The sequence below is a fragment of the Streptomyces sp. NPDC088915 genome (assembly GCF_044749825.1).
GTDB lineage: Bacteria > Actinomycetota > Actinomycetes > Streptomycetales > Streptomycetaceae > Streptomyces.
In genome coordinates this window covers 239,358-257,774 of the sequence record NZ_JBIVIR010000005.1, presented here as the reverse complement: position 1 = coordinate 257,774, position 18,417 = coordinate 239,358, and the positions used below count along the sequence as shown (strand labels likewise).

Annotated in this window: 16 protein-coding genes and 1 pseudogene; 13 read left to right on the top strand and 4 right to left on the bottom strand. The window is 75.1% G+C overall.

Annotation, left to right across the window (positions count from 1 at the left end):
* The first annotated feature begins 13 nt into the window (after positions 1 to 13).
* The 5 genes from bioD (at position 14) to ACIP5O_RS11625 (ending at position 4,579) form a co-directional block, all read left to right on the top strand.
* Positions 14 to 742: a dethiobiotin synthase gene (gene bioD / locus ACIP5O_RS11645; protein WP_401291542.1), complete on the top strand. Its 729-nt coding sequence runs from the start codon at positions 14 to 16 to the stop codon at positions 740 to 742.
* A gap of 120 nt (positions 743 to 862) precedes the next feature.
* Positions 863 to 1,528, top strand: a complete 666-nt coding sequence (locus tag ACIP5O_RS11640; RefSeq protein ID WP_401291539.1) for a class I SAM-dependent methyltransferase — start codon at positions 863 to 865, stop codon at positions 1,526 to 1,528.
* Positions 1,529 to 1,594: 66 nt separating this feature from the next.
* Positions 1,595 to 2,020 (top strand): GNAT family N-acetyltransferase, encoded by a 426-nt coding sequence (locus ACIP5O_RS11635; protein ID WP_401291536.1) that lies wholly within the window; start codon positions 1,595 to 1,597, stop codon positions 2,018 to 2,020.
* A 202-nt stretch (positions 2,021 to 2,222) separates the two neighbouring features.
* Complete coding sequence (locus tag ACIP5O_RS11630; protein WP_401291533.1) at positions 2,223 to 3,563, top strand: hemolysin family protein; 1,341 nt, start codon at positions 2,223 to 2,225, stop codon at positions 3,561 to 3,563.
* On the top strand, positions 3,560 to 4,579 hold the full coding sequence (locus tag ACIP5O_RS11625; protein ID WP_401291530.1) for a hemolysin family protein: 1,020 nt from the start codon (positions 3,560 to 3,562) through the stop codon (positions 4,577 to 4,579). Before ACIP5O_RS11630 ends, ACIP5O_RS11625 begins: the two co-directional genes overlap by 4 nt.
* A 61-nt stretch (positions 4,580 to 4,640) precedes the next feature.
* Here the strand turns inward: ACIP5O_RS11625 and ACIP5O_RS11620 are convergent, their stop codons facing one another.
* Entirely contained in the window at positions 4,641 to 5,663 is a 1,023-nt protein-coding gene (locus tag ACIP5O_RS11620) for a maleylpyruvate isomerase N-terminal domain-containing protein (protein ID WP_401291527.1), read from the bottom strand.
* Between the two features lie 64 nt (positions 5,664 to 5,727).
* Here ACIP5O_RS11620 and ACIP5O_RS11615 point away from each other — a divergent pair, with 64 nt between their 5' ends.
* From ACIP5O_RS11615 to ACIP5O_RS11600, 4 genes are all read left to right on the top strand, one after another.
* Complete coding sequence (locus ACIP5O_RS11615; protein ID WP_401291524.1) at positions 5,728 to 6,525, top strand: SGNH/GDSL hydrolase family protein; 798 nt, start codon at positions 5,728 to 5,730, stop codon at positions 6,523 to 6,525.
* 74 nt (positions 6,526 to 6,599) lie between these two features.
* Entirely contained in the window at positions 6,600 to 8,042 is a 1,443-nt protein-coding gene (purB, locus tag ACIP5O_RS11610) for an adenylosuccinate lyase (protein WP_401291521.1), read from the top strand.
* A 62-nt stretch (positions 8,043 to 8,104) separates the two neighbouring features.
* A complete protein-coding gene (gene mug / locus ACIP5O_RS11605) occupies positions 8,105 to 8,611 on the top strand; it encodes a G/U mismatch-specific DNA glycosylase (RefSeq protein ID WP_401291518.1) in 507 nt (168 codons plus the stop codon).
* 326 nt (positions 8,612 to 8,937) lie between these two features.
* The gene (locus ACIP5O_RS11600) at positions 8,938 to 10,095 is read left to right on the top strand and encodes an ROK family transcriptional regulator (protein ID WP_125662371.1); all 1,158 of its coding nucleotides are present in this window, start codon (positions 8,938 to 8,940) and stop codon (positions 10,093 to 10,095) included.
* Positions 10,096 to 10,153: 58 nt separating this feature from the next.
* On the opposite strand, the gene ACIP5O_RS11595 is transcribed toward ACIP5O_RS11600, so the two are convergent.
* A complete protein-coding gene (locus ACIP5O_RS11595) occupies positions 10,154 to 10,894 on the bottom strand; it encodes a GntR family transcriptional regulator (RefSeq protein WP_401291515.1) in 741 nt (246 codons plus the stop codon).
* 463 nt (positions 10,895 to 11,357) lie between these two features.
* Here ACIP5O_RS11595 and ACIP5O_RS11590 point away from each other — a divergent pair, with 463 nt between their 5' ends.
* On the top strand, positions 11,358 to 12,080 hold the full coding sequence (locus tag ACIP5O_RS11590) for a S1 family peptidase (protein WP_401291512.1): 723 nt from the start codon (positions 11,358 to 11,360) through the stop codon (positions 12,078 to 12,080).
* A gap of 82 nt (positions 12,081 to 12,162) precedes the next feature.
* Here the strand turns inward: ACIP5O_RS11590 and sigJ are convergent, their stop codons facing one another.
* Positions 12,163 to 13,032 (bottom strand): RNA polymerase sigma factor SigJ, encoded by an 870-nt coding sequence (gene sigJ, locus ACIP5O_RS11585; RefSeq protein WP_401291952.1) that lies wholly within the window; start codon positions 13,030 to 13,032, stop codon positions 12,163 to 12,165.
* A 269-nt stretch (positions 13,033 to 13,301) separates the two neighbouring features.
* Between sigJ and ACIP5O_RS11580 the strand changes: the two genes are divergently transcribed.
* On the top strand, positions 13,302 to 14,132 hold the full coding sequence (locus ACIP5O_RS11580; protein WP_401291509.1) for an alpha/beta fold hydrolase: 831 nt from the start codon (positions 13,302 to 13,304) through the stop codon (positions 14,130 to 14,132).
* 45 nt (positions 14,133 to 14,177) lie between these two features.
* Here the strand turns inward: ACIP5O_RS11580 and ACIP5O_RS11575 are convergent.
* A pseudogene (locus ACIP5O_RS11575) lies at positions 14,178 to 14,777 on the bottom strand (EamA family transporter); the annotation flags it as partial.
* A gap of 284 nt (positions 14,778 to 15,061) precedes the next feature.
* Between ACIP5O_RS11575 and ACIP5O_RS11570 the strand changes: the two are divergent.
* A complete protein-coding gene (locus ACIP5O_RS11570; protein WP_401291506.1) occupies positions 15,062 to 16,567 on the top strand; it encodes a PLP-dependent aminotransferase family protein in 1,506 nt (501 codons plus the stop codon).
* Positions 16,568 to 16,781: 214 nt separating this feature from the next.
* Complete coding sequence (locus ACIP5O_RS11565) at positions 16,782 to 18,377, top strand: alkaline phosphatase D family protein (protein ID WP_401291504.1); 1,596 nt, start codon at positions 16,782 to 16,784, stop codon at positions 18,375 to 18,377.
* Positions 18,378 to 18,417 lie beyond the last annotated feature (40 nt).

The window sequence follows — 18,417 nt, the reverse complement described above, 5'->3', positions numbered from 1 at the left end:
GGGTGAACGGACCGTGGGAATCGTCGTCGTCAGCGGCACCGGGACCGAGATCGGCAAGACGGTCGTGACCGCGGCCGTCGCCGCCGTCGCGACCGCCGCCGGGCGGTCGGTCGCCGTCCTGAAGCCGGCGCAGACGGGCGTCGGGCCGGACGAGCGGGGTGACGCGGACGAGGTCGTACGGCTCTCGGGCGCCGCCGCCTCGGCCGAACTGGGCCGCTTCCCGGAGCCGCTGGCCCCCGGTACGGCCGCCCGGCGGGCCGGGCTCGCGCCGGTCGGGCCCCGGGAGGTCGCCGAGGCCGCCCGGAAGCTGGCCGCCGAGCACGACCTGGTCCTCGTGGAGGGGGCGGGCGGGCTGCTCGTCCGCTTCGACGAGGAGGGCGGCACGCTCGCGGACGCGGCGGCGCTGCTCGGCGCGCCGGTCCTGGTGGTGGCCCCGGCCGGGCTCGGGACGCTCAACTCGGCGACGCTGACGGGCGAGGCGCTGCGGGCGCGCGGGATCGGGCAGCTGGGCGTGGTGGTCGGCAGCTGGCCGGCCGCCCCGGACCTGGCGGCCCGCTGCAACCTGGCCGACCTTCCGGAGGCGGCGGGCGCGCCGCTGCTCGGAGCCGTACCGGAGGGCTCGGGGTCCCTTCCCCCGGCGGACTTCCGGGCAGCGGCGGGGACCTGGCTGGCCCCGGTCCTGGGCGGGACGTGGGACGCGGACGCGTTCACGGAGACGCACGCGGAGCCGTACGGGGGCTGACCGCCGGCCGGGCGTACGGGGGCCGGGGGCCCGTGCGGCCGGGGCGTGGCCCCGTCGTGCGGCACCGGGTGGGGCGGCTCCGTAGGCTGGAGGTACGCGCCTCTGTGCAAGGAGTCTCCGATGACGTCTTCGCGGCCGGAGCCCGGAGGTCCGCCCCGGGTGCACCACCCCCTCTTCGCCCGCTTCTACGCCCGGTTCAGCGTCTCCGCCGAGACGCGGGGCGGGATCGGGGCGCTCCGGGCCGAGCTGCTCGCCGGGCTCGGCGGCCGGGTCGTCGAGGTCGGGGCCGGGAACGGGCTGAACTTCCCGCACTACCCGGTCGGGGTCACGCGGGTCGTGGCCGTCGAGCCGGAGGGCCGGCTGCGCGAACTGGCCGGAAAGGCCGCGCGGCGGGCCGTCGTTCCGGCGACCGTGGTGCCGGGGACGGCCGAGGCGCTGCCCGTGCCGGACGGCGCCTTCGACGCGGCGGTGGTCTCCCTGGTCCTGTGCACGGTACGGGACGTGCCGGCGGCCCTCGCGGAGCTGCGCCGCGTCCTGCGTCCCGGCGGCGAGCTGCGCTTCTTCGAGCACGGGGCGGCGGACACGCCCGGGCTCGCGCGGGTGCAGCGGGGTCTCGACCGCACGGTGTGGCCGCTGCTCTTCGGCGGCTGCCACACCTCCCGCGCCCCGCTGGCGGAGATCGAGGAGGCCGGGTTCGTCCTCGGCCCGTACCGCTCCTTCGACGTCCCGGAAGGCGGGCCGCGGCTGCCGTCCTCCCCCTGTGTCCTGGGCACGGCGAGGCGGTGAGGCGCCGCCGTCCCGCTCTCCGGAACCTCCTGGCACGGCCGGCGGCCCCCGTGATGGGATCCGGCCGTGATCGATCTGCAGATACGTGCCGCCACCGTCGACGAGGCCGAGGCCGTCCTGGCCTTCTGGCGGGAGTCCGCCAAGGGGACGTCCGTCTCGGACGACGTGCCGGGGGTCGCCCGGCTCGTCGAGCGCGACCCGGAGGCCCTGCTCCTCGCGGTGGCCGACGGCCGGATCGTGGGGTCCGTGATCGCCGGCTGGGACGGCTGGCGCGCCTCGCTCTACCGGCTCGCCGTCCTGCCCCCGTACCGGCGCCGGGGGATCTCCACCGCGCTCCTGCGGGCGGCCGAGGAGCGGTTCGCCGCGCTCGGCGGGCGGCGTGCGGACGCCATGGTCCTGGAGGCGAACGAGACGGGACGGATGCTCTGGGCGGCTGCCGGGTATCAGCGCGAGGACCACTGGCGCCGCTGGGTGAAGCCGCTCGCGCGATAAAGAGCACAAGGGGTGATCGACACGCACACTTTGCCTGTCCTTTACCATGGTCTCTCATCCCGACGACCGAAAGGTGTGAGCGTCCGCCCATGGGCGAGCCCCCCAGTAGCACTGGTTCCGAAAGACTCGAAAGCCGCGGCTCCCGCCGCCGACGCCGAGCGGTCCTCCTCCCGCCGCGTGATCATGGGACGGAGGTGAACCGATGACCGAAGTGCTCCTGCTCCTCCTCGCGCTCCTGCTCTCCCTCGCGTGCGGCGCCTTCGTCGCGGCCGAGTTCTCGCTGACCACGGTCGAGCGCGGCCAGCTCGAAGCCGCCGCGAAGCGCGGCGAGCGCGGCGCGGCGGGCGCGCTCAAGGCCGTCAGGTCGCTGACGTTCCAGCTCTCCGGCGCCCAGCTCGGCATCACCGTCACCAACCTGGTGGTCGGCATGCTGGCCGAGCCGTCGATCGCCGCGCTGATCAAGGGCCCGGTCGAGGCCCTCGGCCTCTCCTCCCCGGTCGCCTCCTCGGTGGCCCTGGTCCTGGGCACCGCCCTGTCGACCGTGGTCCTGATGGTGGTCGGCGAGCTGGTCCCCAAGAACTGGGCCATCTCCTCGCCGCTCGCCGTGGCGAAGGTGGTGGCCACCCCGCAGCGCGTGTTCACGGCCGCCTTCAAGCCGCTGATCAGCCACCTCAACAACACCGCGAACCGGATCCTGCGCCGGCTCGGCATGGAGCCGACCGAGGAGCTGGCCTCCGCGCGCTCCCCACAGGAGCTGGTGGCCCTCGCCCGGCACTCCGCGAAGGAGGGGGCCCTGGAGGCGGACACGGCCGAGCTGTTCGTCCGCACCCTGAACCTGGCGGAGCTGACCGCCGAGAACGTGATGACGCCCCGCGTGCAGGTCACCGCCCTGGAGGTGCAGGCCACCGCCGAGGACGTGGCGAACGCGACCCGCGCGACCGGCCTGTCCCGCTTCCCCGTCTACCGGAGCAGCCTGGACGCAGTCGTCGGCATCGCCCACATCAAGGACGTCCTCGCCATACCGGCCGCCGAGCGGTACCGCCGCCCGATCGGGGAGATGATGCGCGAACCGCTGCTCGTCCCCGAGACGCTGACCGTGGACAGGCTGCTCGACCGGCTGTCCGGGAAGCAGACGATGGCGGTCGTCATCGACGAGTACGGCGGTACGGCCGGGGTCGTCACCCTGGAGGACATCGTCGAGGAGGTCGTCGGCGAGGTCCGCGACGAGCACGACCCGCACGAGACGCCGGACCTGGCACGGGCCGGCGAGGACGCGGACGGGCGCGCGCTGTGGTCCGCCGACGGGGCGGCCCGCACCGACCAGGTCGGCACGATCGGCCTGCGGGTGCCGGACGGCCCGTACGAGACGCTCGCGGGCTTCGTCGCCCACGAGCTGGGCCGCATCCCGGCCGTCGGCGACGGCGTGGAGCTCGCCGGCTGGCGGCTCGACGTCGTGGACGCCTCGGGCCGGCGCGCGGCCCGCGTGCTGCTGCACGCGCCCGCGCACGACACCGGGGACGAGACCGGGGAGGCCGGCCGATGATCGCGATCCAGTTGCTGATCGGCCTGCTCACCCTGGTCGTCAACGCCTTCTTCGTCGGCGCCGAGTTCGCCCTGATCTCGGTCCGCCGCAGCCAGATCGAGCCCCTGGCCGAGGCCGGGGACAAGCGGGCGCGCAGTGTGGTCTGGGGCCTGGAGCACGTCTCCGCGATGCTCGCGGCGGCCCAGCTCGGCATCACGCTCTGCACCCTGGTCCTGGGCATCGTCGCCGAGCCGGCCATCGCGCACCTGCTCGAACCGGTCTTCGACGCGGTCGGCGTCCCGCACGGCCTGGTGCACCCGATCTCGTTCGTGATCGCCCTGTCGGTCGCGACGTACCTGCACATGCTGCTCGGCGAGATGGTGCCGAAGAACATCGCGCTCGCCGAGCCGACGCGCTCCGCGCTGCTGCTCGGGCCGCCCCTGGTGGCGCTCGCCCGGACGCTGCGGCCGGTGATCTTCGCGATCAACGCCTTCGCGAACGCCCTGCTCAAGCTGTTGCGGGTGGAGGTCAAGGACGAGGTGTCCGCGACCTTCTCGGACGACGAGCTGGCCCGCATGGTCACCGACGCCGGTGACGCCGGACTCCTGGACGACCGGGCCGCCGAGCGGCTGCACGACGCCCTGGAGCTGGGCCGCCGTCCCGTGCGGGACGTGGTGATGCCGGCGGACAAGGTGGTGTCCACCCCGGTCGGCACCACCCCCGAGGAGCTGGAGGCGCTGTCGGCGCGGACCGGGTTCTCCCGCTTCCCCGTGGTCGACCTCGAGCGGCACATCCTGGGCTATCTGCACGTCAAGGACGCCCTGGACATCGTCCCGCGCGACCTGCCGTTCCCGGTGTCGTCGCTGCGGCCGATCGCCCGGGTGCGGGCGGACACGCCGCTGGACGACGTCCTGACCGCGATGCGTCGCAGCCGGACGCACCTGGCGGCGGTGCTCGACGAGAACGACCGGCCGGCCGGTCTCGTGGCGATGGAGGACGTGCTGCGCGAACTGGTGGGACGCCCGGCGGCGCCGTAACGGCCGCGCGAGAGGAAGACGAAGGGTCCCGGGAATCGTCCCGGGGCCCTTCGGGCTTCGGTCAGAGCGCGGTGGCGGCCAGCCAGTCGTCCAGGAGGCCCCGGTCGCCGGTGTGGGTGAAACACGGGTCGTCGGCGCCGTACCGGCGGTGCAGGAGGAGCAGCAGCTCCCCGGCGTCCGCCTCGACGACGGCGGTCGGCTCCGCGCCGCCGCTCCCCCGGGTCCAGGTGAAGCCGCCCCCGCCGAGGACGAGGGTCCAGACGGCGCCGGCGTCACGGGCGGTGAGGCGCAGGACCGTCCCGTCCCGGCCGAGCCGGGAGAGCGGCTCCGCGATCCGGGCGATGTAGGGGGCGTCGGTCAGGAAGTGGTCGACGGCGTCCGCGGCCGTGGCGGGGTCGAGGGGGCCGGTCTTCCCGTCGACGGCGAGTTCGGCGTCGGCGAGGTGGACCAGGGTCTCGAAGAGCACGTGGCGGGGGTAGTGGCGGACGTGCGGGTCGGCGCCCGGGGACCAGACGGGGGCGTCCGGGTCGGCGTCGCGCGCGGTGGCGGCGAACCGCTCGGCGCCGGCGACGAGCCAGTCGGCGTACGCGGCGGGGCCGGCCGGCGGGTCCAGGGGGACGTCCTCCGCGAGGACGCGGGTGGCGGCACGGGTCCGTACGAGGTGCTCGGCCCAGCGGTGGACGGTGCCGACGTGCCGGGCGAGGTCCGCGAGGGTCCAGTCGGGGCAGCCGGGGACGGGGGCCGCGGGGTCGGCGTCGCGGACGACGGCGGCGAGGCGGCGGGTGCGGTCCAGGACGGCGTCGCAGGCGGCGGCGTGGGGGTCCCCGGTGAGCCCGAAGCCCTCGGAGACCCCGAGCAGTCCGTCCCGCCGGGGGCCCTCGGGCGCGCGCAGGGCGGCCGCGCGCAGCAGCCCGTCGAGGGTCCGCCGGTCGGCCGCCGTGAGCCCGGAGAGAAGGGTGTGGCCGGTGGACTCCAGCCATCTCACCGCCGTGTCGGGGTCGAGGACGTCCTCGTCGGAGTCCTCGACCTCGGTCACCAGTCCGGCCAGGGCCTCGGCCAGGGCGCTCAGGAGCGCTTCGCTCATCGGATTTCCCCTCCCGGGTTCTCCACGGCACGCCTCGCATACCGCACGGTATGATCGCTCCGCCATGGAGATCAATGCCACGTACAACAGTTTCGTCGCCCTCGGCGACAGCTTCACCGAGGGTATGTCGGACCTGAGGCCCGACGGCTCCTACGGAGGCTGGGCCGACGCCCTCGCGGGCCGTCTCGCCGCCCGCTCCCCCGGCTTCCGCTACGCGAACCTCGCCGTGCGCGGGAAGCTCATCGGACAGATCGTCGAGGAGCAAGTCGGCCCGGCCGCAACGATGGAGGCCGATGTGGTCACCCTCGTCGGCGGCCTCAACGACACCCTCCGCCCCAAGGTCGACATGGTCCGGGTGAGGGACCTCCTCACCGAGGCAGTGGAACGCCTCACACCCGCCTGCGGGCAGCTCGTCCTGATGCGCAGCCCCGGCCGGAACGGCCCCGTCATGGAGCGCTTCCGGCCCCGGATGGAGGAGCTCTTCGCCCACATCGACGCGCTCGCCGCCCGGCACGGCGCCCTGGTCGTCGACCTGTACGGGGCGCCGTCGCTCGGCGACCCCCGCCTCTGGGACGTGGACCGGCTCCACCTGACGGCCGAGGGGCACCGGCGGGTCGCCGAGGCCGTGTGGCAGACCCTCGGCCTGGAGCCCGAGGAGGACTGGCGCACCCCGATGCCGCCGACCGCGCGCCCCCGCTGGGCGAGCCGGCGGCTCGCGGACGCCCGCTTCGCCAAGGAGCACCTGGGTCCCTGGATCGGGCGGCGCCTGACCGGGCGCTCCTCCGGCGACGGCCGCGCGCCCAAGCGCCCGGAGCTGCTTCCGTACGCGCCCTCGGTGAGCGTCCGGTCGGAGCGGCCGTGACCCGCGTCTCGTAGCAAGCTCCACATCGGACGGCGGCGCCGACCTGCAGAAACCGCCAGGTAAACTCTGCCCACGTGACTGCTGTGACTGCGAAGCCCCGCATCCCCAACGTTCTGGCCGGCCGCTACGCCTCCGCGGAGCTCGCCGTCCTCTGGTCCCCCGAGCAGAAGGTGAAGCTGGAGCGGCAGCTGTGGCTCGCCGTGCTGCGTGCGCAGAAGGACCTCGGGATCGAGGTTCCGGAGGAGGCCCTCGCCGACTACGAGCGCGTCCTCGACCAGGTCGACCTCGGTTCCATCGCCGAGCGCGAGAAGGTCACCCGGCACGACGTGAAGGCCCGCATCGAGGAGTTCAACGCCCTCGCCGGCCACGAGCACGTCCACAAGGGCATGACCTCGCGCGACCTCACCGAGAACGTCGAGCAGCTGCAGATCCGGCTCTCCCTGGAGCTGATGCGGGACCGCACGGTCGCCGTCCTCGCCCGGCTCGGCAAGCTCTCCGCCGAGTACGCCGAGCTGGTCATGGCCGGCCGCTCGCACAACGTCGCCGCGCAGGCGACCACCCTCGGCAAGCGGTTCGCGACGGCGACGGACGAGCTGCTCGTGGCGTACGCGCGCCTGGAGGAGCTGCTCGGCCGCTATCCGCTGCGCGGCATCAAGGGCCCGGTCGGCACCGCGCAGGACATGCTGGACCTGCTCGGCGGCGACGCCGGCAAGCTGGCCGACCTGGAGCAGCGGATCGCCGGTCACCTCGGCTTCGCGCACGCCTTCACCTCGGTCGGCCAGGTCTACCCGCGCTCGCTCGACTACGAGGTGGTCACCGCCCTCGTCCAGCTCGCCGCCGCGCCGTCCTCGACCGCCAGGACGATCCGGCTGATGGCGGGCCACGAGCTGGTCACCGAGGGCTTCAAGCCCGGCCAGGTCGGCTCCTCGGCGATGCCGCACAAGATGAACACCCGCTCCTGCGAGCGCGTCAACGGCCTCATGGTCATCCTGCGCGGCTACGCCTCGATGACCGGCGAGCTGGCCGGCGACCAGTGGAACGAGGGCGACGTGTCCTGCTCCGTGGTCCGCCGGGTCGCGCTGCCGGACGCCTTCTTCGCCCTGGACGGCCTCCTGGAGACCTTCCTCACCGTGCTCGACGAGTTCGGTGCCTTCCCGGCCGTCGTCGCCCGCGAGCTCGACCGCTACCTGCCCTTCCTGGCGACCACCAAGGTCCTCATGGGCGCGGTGCGCGCCGGGGTCGGCCGCGAGGTCGCCCACGAGGCCATCAAGGAGAACGCCGTGGCCTCCGCCCTCGCCATGCGCGAGCGGGGCGCCGAGCGCAACGAGCTCCTCGACAAGCTGGCCGCCGACGAGCGCATCCCGCTGGACCGGGCGCAGCTCGACGAGCTGATGGCGGACAAGCTGTCCTTCACGGGCGCCGCCGCCGACCAGGTCGCCGCCGTGGTCTCGCGCGTCGACGCGATCGTGAAGCAGCACCCGGAGGCCGCCGCCTACACCCCCGGGGCGATCCTCTGACCCCCTCTCCCCGGTTCACCCGGCAGGAGCTGGAGGCCGCCCGCGACCGCGTCGTTCCGGACGTGGTCGCGAGCGGCCTCTCGGTGCTCTTCTGCGGGATCAACCCGGGTCTGATGACGGCGGCGTCCGGCCACCACTTCGCCCGGCCGGGCAACCGGTTCTGGCCGGTGCTGCACCTGTCGGGGTTCACGCCGCGGCAGCTGCGGCCGGACGAGCAGGAGGAGCTCCTGACGTACGGCCTCGGGATCACCAACGTGGTGGCGCGGCCGTCCGCGCGGGCCGACGAGCTGACCCGCGAGGAGTACCTGGAGGGCGGGCGGCTGCTCTCCGAGCGGGTGGAGCGGCTGGCCCCGCGCTGGCTCGCGATCGCCGGCGTCACGGCGTACCGCGCGGCGTTCGACGAGCCGAAGGCGGTGATCGGGCCGCAGGAGCGGACGATCGGCGCCACCCGGATCTGGGCCCTGCCCAGCCCGAGCGGCCTCAACGCCCACTGGTCGACGGCGGCGATGGCCGAGGAGTTCGCCCGGCTCCGCGAGGCGGCGGGCGTCGAGCGGCGCACGGAGGCGTAGGGCCCGTCCGGCCGTGATCCGCCGTACGGGGCCGGGACTCGGCCGGTCCCGTACGCGGTCGGGGCTCGCGGGTTCCGCCGGACGGCGAACGACCCGTCCGGCACGTGCCGTTCCGCTTCCCGCGCCTCCGGGATCCTCCCCGTGGCGCGGGCCGCCGCCCGCCCCGGAAGCGCCCGCCCGTCGCCGGTTCCGGCGGCCGGAGGCCCGGACCGCCGCCGGGACCGCGTACACGGGCCGTCACCCAAGCGTGACGGGGGCGGCACTCGCCGCATCGGGGCCCATTGAGTACCATCCGGCTGAAGGGCCACGAGCTGGGAGGACACACGGTGGGGCGGCTGACCGGCGGGGATCCGTCTCTGCTGCGGCGGATCAACTCCGCGGTGGTACTCCATGCGCTGCGGGGCGCCGACGCGCCCACGCTCACCGATCTGACCCGGATCACCGGTCTGTCGCGGCCCACGGTCGAGGGCGTCGTCGAGGGCCTCATGGAAGGCGGGCTCGTCGTCGAGTCGGCGCCCGAGGAGGGCGAGGCCAGGCGGCAGGGGCGGCCGGCGCGGAGGTTCCGCTTCCGCGCGGAGGCCGGCCATCTGCTCGGCATCGAGATCGGCCCGCACCGGGTGGCCGCCCTGCTCTCCGGCCTCGACGGACGGATCATCGGCGCGGGGTCCCGCGAGGTGTCGGAGACGGCCCCCGAGGACGAGCGGCTCGACCGGGTGCGCACGGTCGTCGCGGACGTGCTGCGCAGGGCCGGGGTCGCCCGGTCCAATCTGCGGGCCGTGGGCGTGGGCACGCCCGGCATCGTGGAGGCCGACGGGACCGTGCGCCTGGGTACGGCGCTGCCCGGCTGGACGGGCCTCGCGCTCGGCGAGCGGCTGCGGCGCTCCTTCCGCTGCCCGGTGATCGTGGAGAACGACGCCAACGCGGCGGCCGTCGCCGAGCACTGGAAGGGTGCCGCGACCGACTCCGACGACATCGTGTTCGTCCTGGCCGGGCTGAGCCCGGGGGCCGGTTCGCTGATCGGCGGCCGGCTGCACCGCGGTTTCGGCGGGGCGGCCGGGGAGATCGGCGCCCTGCACCTGCTCGGCCGGGGCGTCACCCCGGAGCACCTGCTCTCGACGACGGACGAGCCGCTGCACCCGCTGGACGAGCAGGCGGTCGCGGAGGTCTTCGCGCTGGCCAGGAAGGGCGACGCGCGGGCGGAGGCGGCGGTGGAGCGGTTCATCCAGCGGCTCGTGCACGACGTGGCGGCCCTCGTCCTGGCCATCGACCCCGAGCTGGTCGTGGTGGGCGGCTGGGCGGCCGGTCTCGACGGGGTGCTCCAGCCGCTCCGCGAGGAGCTGGCCCGGTTCTGCCTGCGACCGCCCCGGGTGGTGCTGTCCCTGCTGGGCGAGGCCGCGGTGGGCACGGGGGCGCTGCGCCTGGCCCTCGACCACGTCGAGGAGCAGCTGTTCGCGGTCGACGGAACGGTGACGGCCCGCCGCTGAACCGCCGGAGGGGCGGTCCCGGGACGGGCCGGTACCCGCAGGGGCGTGCGGGGTACGGCTACGAGGCCATGACCAGGTCGCCCGAGTCGCCGAAGGTGAGGCGGCAGGTGTCGGCGCGGTAGGTGGCGACGGAGACGGCGGCGGTGCGGCCCCCGGAGAGGTAGCGGGTCGTCACGACGAGGACGGGCGCGCCCGGCAGCCGGTCGAGCTCCTTGGCGTCGTCGGCGCGGGCGGAGCCGAGTTCGACGGAGCGGTCCTGGCCGTCCAGGGCGAGGTGCTGGAGTTCGCGGAGCACGGCGCGGGCGCGGGCGGGGCCCGCGGGGGCGTCGATGCCGCTGAGGCCGGGGACGGAGCCGGCCGGCACGTAGAGCAGTTCGGCGGCGACCGGCTGGCCCTGGCTGATGCGGAGGCGGCGGACGACGTGCACCCGGTCCTCGGCGCCGGTCTCCAGGACGCGCGCGACGGCGGCCGGGGGGACGTCGGAGGCGGAGTCCAGGGACTGCCAGGCCTCGTCGCCGACGCCCGGCCAGGCGTGCTGGGTGGTGGAGACGTCCACGCCGACGCGCGGCGGGGCGACCGTGGTGCCGACGCCGCGGCGCCGCTGGAGGCGCCCTTCCAGCTCCAGCTGCTCCAGGGCCTGCCGGAGCGTGGCCCGGGCGACGCCGAAGCGCGCGGCGAGCTCGCGCTCGTTGGGGAGGATCTCCCCGACGGCGAAGTCCGAGTCGAGCGCTTCGCCGATCACTGTCTTGAGGTGCTGGTACTTCGGTTCCGGCACCGATGCCAGCTGCGTGGTCCCCACCCTGATCCTCCGCAATTCGCCGTGTCCCGCGGCGTTTTTCCGCGCCCTTGTTTATTAAAGGTTCCTGCACTAACTCTGCGACCATAAGGCGAGCCACCCCCTTGGTCAAGACCAATCCTCCGCCGAAAACCCCGGAATGTGGCCCTCTGACCTAGATCGTTCACAGGACGTTCGCACCCCTGTGAGGCTCCGGTAGCGGAAAACCCCCGCTCCGGGGCGGCGGAGGCAGGGGTTCGTGCGGCGCCGGCGGCGCCGGGCGGCCGAGAAGCGCGCTCCCGCGGGAGAGAGCGCCGTGTTATGGCCAAGTGTTATTACCCCGCGAGCCCTCCCCTTCGGAATCATGGGTCATGTCCATGCCGAATCACCGCCCCGCCGGCGGTGCTCCGGCATGCGCGCGGCCCCCTCCGGGCCGCCCGCCCCCCACACGCGCGCCCGCCGGGCGCGCCCACCGAATCGAGGAACCTTGCGCATCTCACGGCTCGTGCCCGCCCTCGCGGCCGCGGCGGTCTCCGTCCTCGCCCTCCTCTCCCCCACCGCCTCGGCGGCGCCGGCGCCCGCGGCCCCGGCGGTCCAGGTCGTGCAGCCGATCATCGGCGGCGGCTACGCCTCGAACGCCCCGTGGGCGGCCCGGCTGCTCTCGAACGGCCGGGAGACCTGTTCGGCCACGATCATCGCCCCGACCTGGATCCTCACCGCCAAGCACTGCGTCACCGGTGGCGGGCTCTCGTTCCGCATCGGCAGCCTCGACCAGTACAGCGGCGGCACCGTGGCCAACGGCGTCCAGACGTACACGCACAGCGCGGACCTGGCCCTCGTCCGCCTCGACCGCTCCGTCTCGGCGACCTACGCGACGCTCGGCCAGCCGGGCACCGTGCGCGTCGGCCAGAACGTCCAGGTGTACGGCTGGGGCGCCACGTCCCAGTGCGGCTCGGAGGCCACCTGCCAGTCCCGCTACCTGAAGGTCGCCAACGTCACCGTCACCGGCGGCTGCACCGACGCCTACGGCGGCTCCGCGATCTGCGCCCGCCGGGGCGACGGCATCACCGCCGGCGGCGACTCCGGCGGCCCGATGCTGGCCGCCGGGGCCCAGGTCGGCGTCGCCTCCACCAGCGACCGCCAGACCACCACGGCGTACACCAACGTGACGGCGTACCGCTCCTGGATCAAGTCGATCGCGGGCGTGTGACGCGCTCCCGCCCCTGACGGGCGAGGGGCCTCCCGCCGCGGTGCGGTGGGAGACCCCTCGTCTTTCGTTTTCCGACGTAAAGTCAGATGCCTTTCAAACCGTGGAACTTGTCGGGGTTCCGGATGATGTGGACGGTCCGGACGCGTCCGTCCCTGACCTCGATCTGGATCACCGTGTCGACGCGCCCGCCGGCGAACGAGACCAGGGCCGGGGCGCCGTTGACCTCGACGAGGCGGTGCTCGTACAGGAAGTCCGCCTCCCGGGCCACGGCGTTGAGGAAGCGGCCGACCTTGGCCGCGGTCTCGATGACCCGCAGCGGCGCCTTGGACTTGCCGCCGCTGTCGCCGACGAGGCGCACGTCCGGGGCGAGCAGGGCGAGGAGTTCGCCGAGGTCGCCGCCGGAGGCCGCCGCGAGGAAGCGTTCGGTGAGGTCGCGGCGCTCGGCCGGGTCGACGTCGTAGCGCGGCCTGCCCTCGTCGACGTGGCGCCGGGCGCGTCCGGCGAGCTGGCGCACGGCCGCCTCGGAGCGGTCCAGGGCGGTGGCGATCTCCCCGTACGGGAAGCCGAAGGCCTCGCGCAGCACGAAGACGGCCCGCTCCAGGGGCGAGAGGGATTCGAGGACGACGAGGACGGCGAGTGAGACGGAGTCGGCGAGCAGGGCGCGCTCGGCGGTGTCGGGGGCGGCCGGGCCGAAGTCGGTGACGACGGGCTCGGGCAGCCAGGGGCCGACGTAGGTCTCGCGGCGCGTGTGGGCGAGCCGGAGCCGGTCGATGGCGAGGCGGGTGGTGATCCGTACGAGGAAGGCGCGCGGTTCGCGGACGGCGGCCCGGTCCTCGGCGGTCCAGCGCAGCCAGGCCTCCTGGACGACGTCCTCGGCGTCGGCGGCGCGCCCGAGCATCCGGTAGGCGACGCCGAGGAGCATGGGGCGGTGCTCCTCGAAGAGTGCGGTCAGGGTGTCGGCCGGAACGCCGCCGGAGGCGGGGCCGGTGGGGCCACCGGTGGTGCCGTCGGAGGCGGGGCCGGTGATACCACCGGTGGTGCCGTCGGAAGCGGGGCCGGTGGTGCCGGTCGGGGCGTCGGTGGGGATGTCGGTGGGCACCCGTCCATCCCAGCCCACCTCCCGCGGCCTGTCCAGTTCGGGGCGGGCCCTTGAACTCCCGGCTACCGACCGGTAATTCTTACTGACGGGACGTCCAAGAAGCGCCTCGACAGGGAGTCCGCATGCCCGCACGGAGCACGTTCACGATCGAGACCCCCACGGGTCCCCGCACGGCGTCCCTGACGTACGAGAGGAGGGGCTCGGGCGAGCCGCTGCTGCTCCTCCACGGCATCGGGCACCACTGGCAGGCCTGGGAGCCCGTCCTCGACGTCCTGGCCGCCGAGCGGGACGTGATCGCCGTCGACCTGCCCGGCTTCGGCGCCTCCGACGGGCTGCCGGACGGCTCCCCGTACGACCTGTCCGGCGTCGTCCCCGTCCTCGGCGCCTTCTGCGAGGCCCTCGGCGTGGAGCGTCCGCACGTGGCCGGGAACTCGCTCGGCGGGCTGCTCGCGCTGGAACTCGGCCGGAAGGAGCTGGTGCGTTCGGTCACCGCCCTCTCCCCCGCCGGCTTCTGGACGGAGGCCGAGCGGCGGTACGCCTTCGGGACGCTGCGGGCCATGCGCGGCACGGCCCTGTCGCTGCCCGTTCCGGTGATCGAGCGGCTCTCCCGCACGCCCGCCGGGCGCACCGCCCTCACCAGCACCATCTACGCCCGGCCCGCGCGGCGTTCACCCGAGGCGGTCGTCGCCGAGACGCTCGCGCTGCGCGGCGCGACCGGCTTCCACCAGACCCTGGCGGCGGGCCGGACCGTGCTCTTCCGCGACGACGTCCCCGCGGTCCCCGTCACCGTCGCCTGGGGCACCCGCGACCGGCTGCTCCTGCGCCGCCAGGGCGTCCGCGCCAAGCGGGCCCTGCCCGCCGCGCGCCTCGTCCGGCTGCCCGGCTGCGGCCACGTGCCCATGAACGACGATCCGGCCCTCGTCGCGCGCGTGATCCTGGACGGCAGCCGCTGAGGCCGTCTTCGTACGGGTGAACAGGCCGGTGCCCAGGGCGGCGCCGGCCCCCACGAGCAGGCTGCCGACCGCCTGCGGGAGGCCGAAGGCGGCGCCCGCGACCAGGGCGGCGCTCAGGGCGGCGGCGACCGGGATCGCCCCGGTGAAGAGGGTGGCCCGTTCCACGCCGATCCGCTGGACGCCCATGTAGAAGAGGACGAAGCCGACGACCGTGGCCAGGACCGCCTGCCACGCGAGCGCCCCCGCCTCGACGCCCGTCGGCATCCGGACGAAGCCGGTGCCGTCCACGAGCAGGCCGAGGAGCGCCGCCTCGGCCGCACCGATCCCGCAGACGGCGGCGGTGAGCAGCTTCGGGCCGAGGATCCGCAGCACCGGGACGGCGAGGACCGTGAACCCCACCTCGCCCGCGAGCGCCGCCAGCGACCAGCCGATCCCGGCCGCGTCCGTACGCCCCCAGCCCTGCACGGTGAACGCGCCGGCGGTGACGAGCAGCGCCCCGTACAGCACGGCGCGGGCCGGCCTGCGGCCCTCGGCCAGCGGGACGAGGACGGCGACGACGACCGGGGCGCAGCCCACCAGGACGCCGGGGACGGCCGGTTCGGCGGTCCGCTCGGCGGCCAGCACCGCGAGGTTGAAGCCGACCATTCCGACGGCCGCGAGGGCGGCGAGCCGCAGCCCGTGCCGGGCGGTCAGGAGCCGGAGCGGGGCGAACCCGCCGCGGCCGAGCAGCGGGAGCAGGAGCAGACAGGCGGCCCCGTAGCGGAGCGCCTGTCCGCCCGCGTACGGATAGGCGCCGAGGAGGCTGTTCGCGGTGAAGGAGGCACCGACGAGGGCGTAGGCGAGGGTCACGATCAGGACCCCGCGCAAGGAGTTCGCGTTCATGGTCCCGACGCTAGGAATCCGCGCGGCCCCGGTTAAGGTCCACTTCCATGACGCCATCGGGGACCACTTCGGGCGGGGCGACGGATCCCGCCGGACAGCCCGCGTGGGAGCTGCTGCTCCCGGCCGCCGGGGCGCCGGCGCGGCGGCGGGGCCGGGCGCTCCAGGAGGCGCTGCGCGAGGCGGTCCGCTCGGGGCGGCTCGCGGCCGGGACGCGGCTGCCGTCCACCCGTGAGCTCGCGGCCGACCTCGGCGTCTCGCGGGGCCTGGTCACCGAGGCCTACGAGCAGCTCACCGCCGAGGGGTACCTGCGCGGCGAACGGGGCGCGGGGACCTGGGTGGGCGGCGCGGTGAGGGCGCCCGGCGGGAGCGGGGGCGGGGCGGGCGGTACGGCCGGGGCGGACGGGCGCGGGGCGGACGGGCGCGGGGTCCGCGGTCCGGTCGCCGGGGTGTCGGGGCCGGAGCCGGGCGTCCGGGTGGACTTCCGGCCGGGGACCCCGGACCTGTCGCTGTTCCCGAGGAGCGCGTGGGCGGCGGCGCAGCGGTCCGTCCTGGCGCGGCTGCCCCACCGGGCGCTCGGCTACCCGGACCCGCGCGGCCTTCCCGAGCTGCGCGAGGTGCTGGCCGGGATGCTGGCGCGGCGCCGGGGCGTGGTGGCCGATCCGGAGCGGCTCGTGGTCTGTTCGGGCGTGGCGCAGGCGTCGACGCTCCTGGGGTTCGTGCTGCGGGCCCGGGGACTGCGCGAGGTCGGCGTCGAGGATCCCGGCAGCCCCGAGCACGGACGGCTCTTCGCCTCCACCGGCATGGAGACGGTGTGGCTGCCGCTGGACGGGGAGGGCCTGCGTCCGGAGCCGCTCGCCGCCTCGGGGGTGCGGGCCGTGGTCGTGACGCCCTCGCACCAGTTCCCGTCTGGGATCGGCTGGTCGGCCGGGCGGCGCGCCGCGCTCCTCGACTGGGCGCGGACGGTCGACGGCTACGTCCTGGAGGACGACTACGACGGGGACTTCCGGTACGACCGGGCGCCGGTCGGCGCGCTCCAGGGCCTCGATCCGGAGCGGGTCGTCTACGCGGGCTCGGTCAGCAAGTCGCTGGCGCCCGGGCTGCGGCTCGGCTGGACGCTCGTCCCCGGGGAGCTGCTCGGCGAGATCGTGGAGCGGAAGCGGACGATGGACCTCGGCAATCCGGTGCTCGACCAGGCCGTCCTCGCGGAGTTCGTGACGCGGGGCGGGTACGACCGGCAGCTGCGCCGCTGCCAGCGCGCCTACCGGGAGCGGCGGGACGCGCTGCTCGCCGCCCTCGCCGAGCACCTTCCCGGCACCGGGGTGAGCGGCATCGCGGCCGGGCTGCACGTCATCGCGCGCGTACCGGCGCGCTTCGGACCGCCGGATCGGTTCCTGGCGCGGGCGGCGGGGGCGGGGGTGGCGCTGCGGTCCCTGGAGGAGTACGGCACGGCCCGCCCGGCGGACGGGGACGTACGGCTCGTCATCGGCTACGCGCACCTGGCGCCGTCGGCGATCGCGGAGGGGATCGGGCTGCTGGCGGGGGCGGTGGGGTGATCCGCTCACGCGGGGCCCGAACGGGAACGGCGGGGTGATCTGTTCACGCGGGGTCCGAACGGAACTGGTGGGGTGATCTGTTCACGCGGGGTTCGAACGGGACCGGTGGGGTGATCTGTTCACGCGGGGTTCGCGCGGGCGCCGTTCCCGGCCGTTAGGCATGGGGCGGCGTACCGACCACGACCGGAATCGACCACCTCCCGGAGGCCCTTCCATGTCCCACCCCGTGCCCGGCTCCTCCCCCGCATCCGCGCCCGCGCGGCGCAGCGTCCTGCGCGGCTCGCTGGCCGCGTCGGCCGCGCTCGCCCTCGGCGGCGCCGGCCTCGCGGCCCCCGCGTTCGCGCTCTCCGGCCGGCCCCGGGCCGCGTGGGGCGTGCAGACGGGCGACGTCACGGCCTCCTCCGGCCTGGTGTGGGTGCGCTCCGACCGCCCGGCGCGCATGATCGTCGAGACCTCCGCGACCGAGTCCTTCCGGCGGGCGCGCCGCCACCACGGGCCGCTGCTCGGGGCGGGCACGGACTTCACCGGCACCACGGCCCTGCGCGGCCTTCCGGCGGGCGAGCAGATCCACTACCGGGTCACCCTGGCGGACCCGGACGACCCGCGCCGTACGGGTGAGCCGGTCACCGGCACGTTCCGCACGGCCCCGGACCGGCGCCGCGACGGCGTCCGCTTCCTGTGGTCCGGGGACGTCGCGGGGCAGGGCTGGGGCATCAACCCGGACGTCGGCGGCTTCCGCGCGTACGACGAGATGCGCCGGCTCGACCCGGACTTCTTCCTGTGCAGCGGGGACGCGATCTACGCGGACGGGGTGATCGAACCGAGCGTGACCCTGCCGGACGGGCGGGTCTGGCGGAACGTCACGACGCCGGAGAAGGCGAAGGTCGCCGAGACCCTCGCCGAGTACCGGGGCAACTTCCGGTACAACCTCCTCGACCACAACATCCGGGCGTTCAACGCGCGGGTGCCGTCGATCGTGCAGTGGGACGACCACGAGGTGCGGAACAACTGGTACCCGGGGCAGATCCTGGACGACCCCCGGTACGCGGAGAAGGACGTGGACGTCCTCGCCGCCCGGGCGGCGCGCGCCTTCGGCGAGTACACGCCGGTCTCCACCCTCCACGTGCCGGGCGGGCACGGGGGGCGGGTGCACCGGGTGGTGCGGTACGGGCCGCTGCTCGACGTGTTCGTGCTCGACATGCGCTCGTACCGGAACCCCAACTCGCCCAACCGGCAGGCCGACGACACCACCGGCATCCTGGGCGCGGAGCAACTGGCCTGGCTGAAGCGGGAGCTGGCCGCGTCCACGGCCGTGTGGAAGGTGCTCGCGGCCGACATGCCGATCGGTCTGGTGGTGCCGGACGGGGCCGCGGACTTCGAGGCGATCGCGCAGGGCGACCCGGGCGCGCCGCTGGGCCGGGAGCTCCAGATCGCGGAGCTGCTGCGGTTCGTCAAGCACCGGCGGATCACCGGCACGCTGTGGCTGACGGCGGACGTGCACCACACCTCGGCGCAGCACTACGCGCCGGAGCGGGCGGCCTTCGGGGACTTCGCGCCCTTCTGGGAGTTCGTGACGGGGCCGCTGGCGGCGGGGGCGTTCCCGGCGAGCGCGCTGGACGGGACCTTCGGGCCCGACCGGGTGTTCGTGCGGGCTCCGGAGCGGGGGAACCTGTCGCCGATGGAGAGCCCCTCGTACTTCGGCGAGGTCGACATCGACGGCCACAGCGGGGACCTGACCGTGCGCCTGCGGGCGGAGGGCGGGAAGGTGCTGTTCAGCAAGGTGCTGCGGCCGGGACGCGTCGGGCAGTGACGCCGGGCCCCGAGAGGCTTCCGGCCTGAGGGAGTTCCGG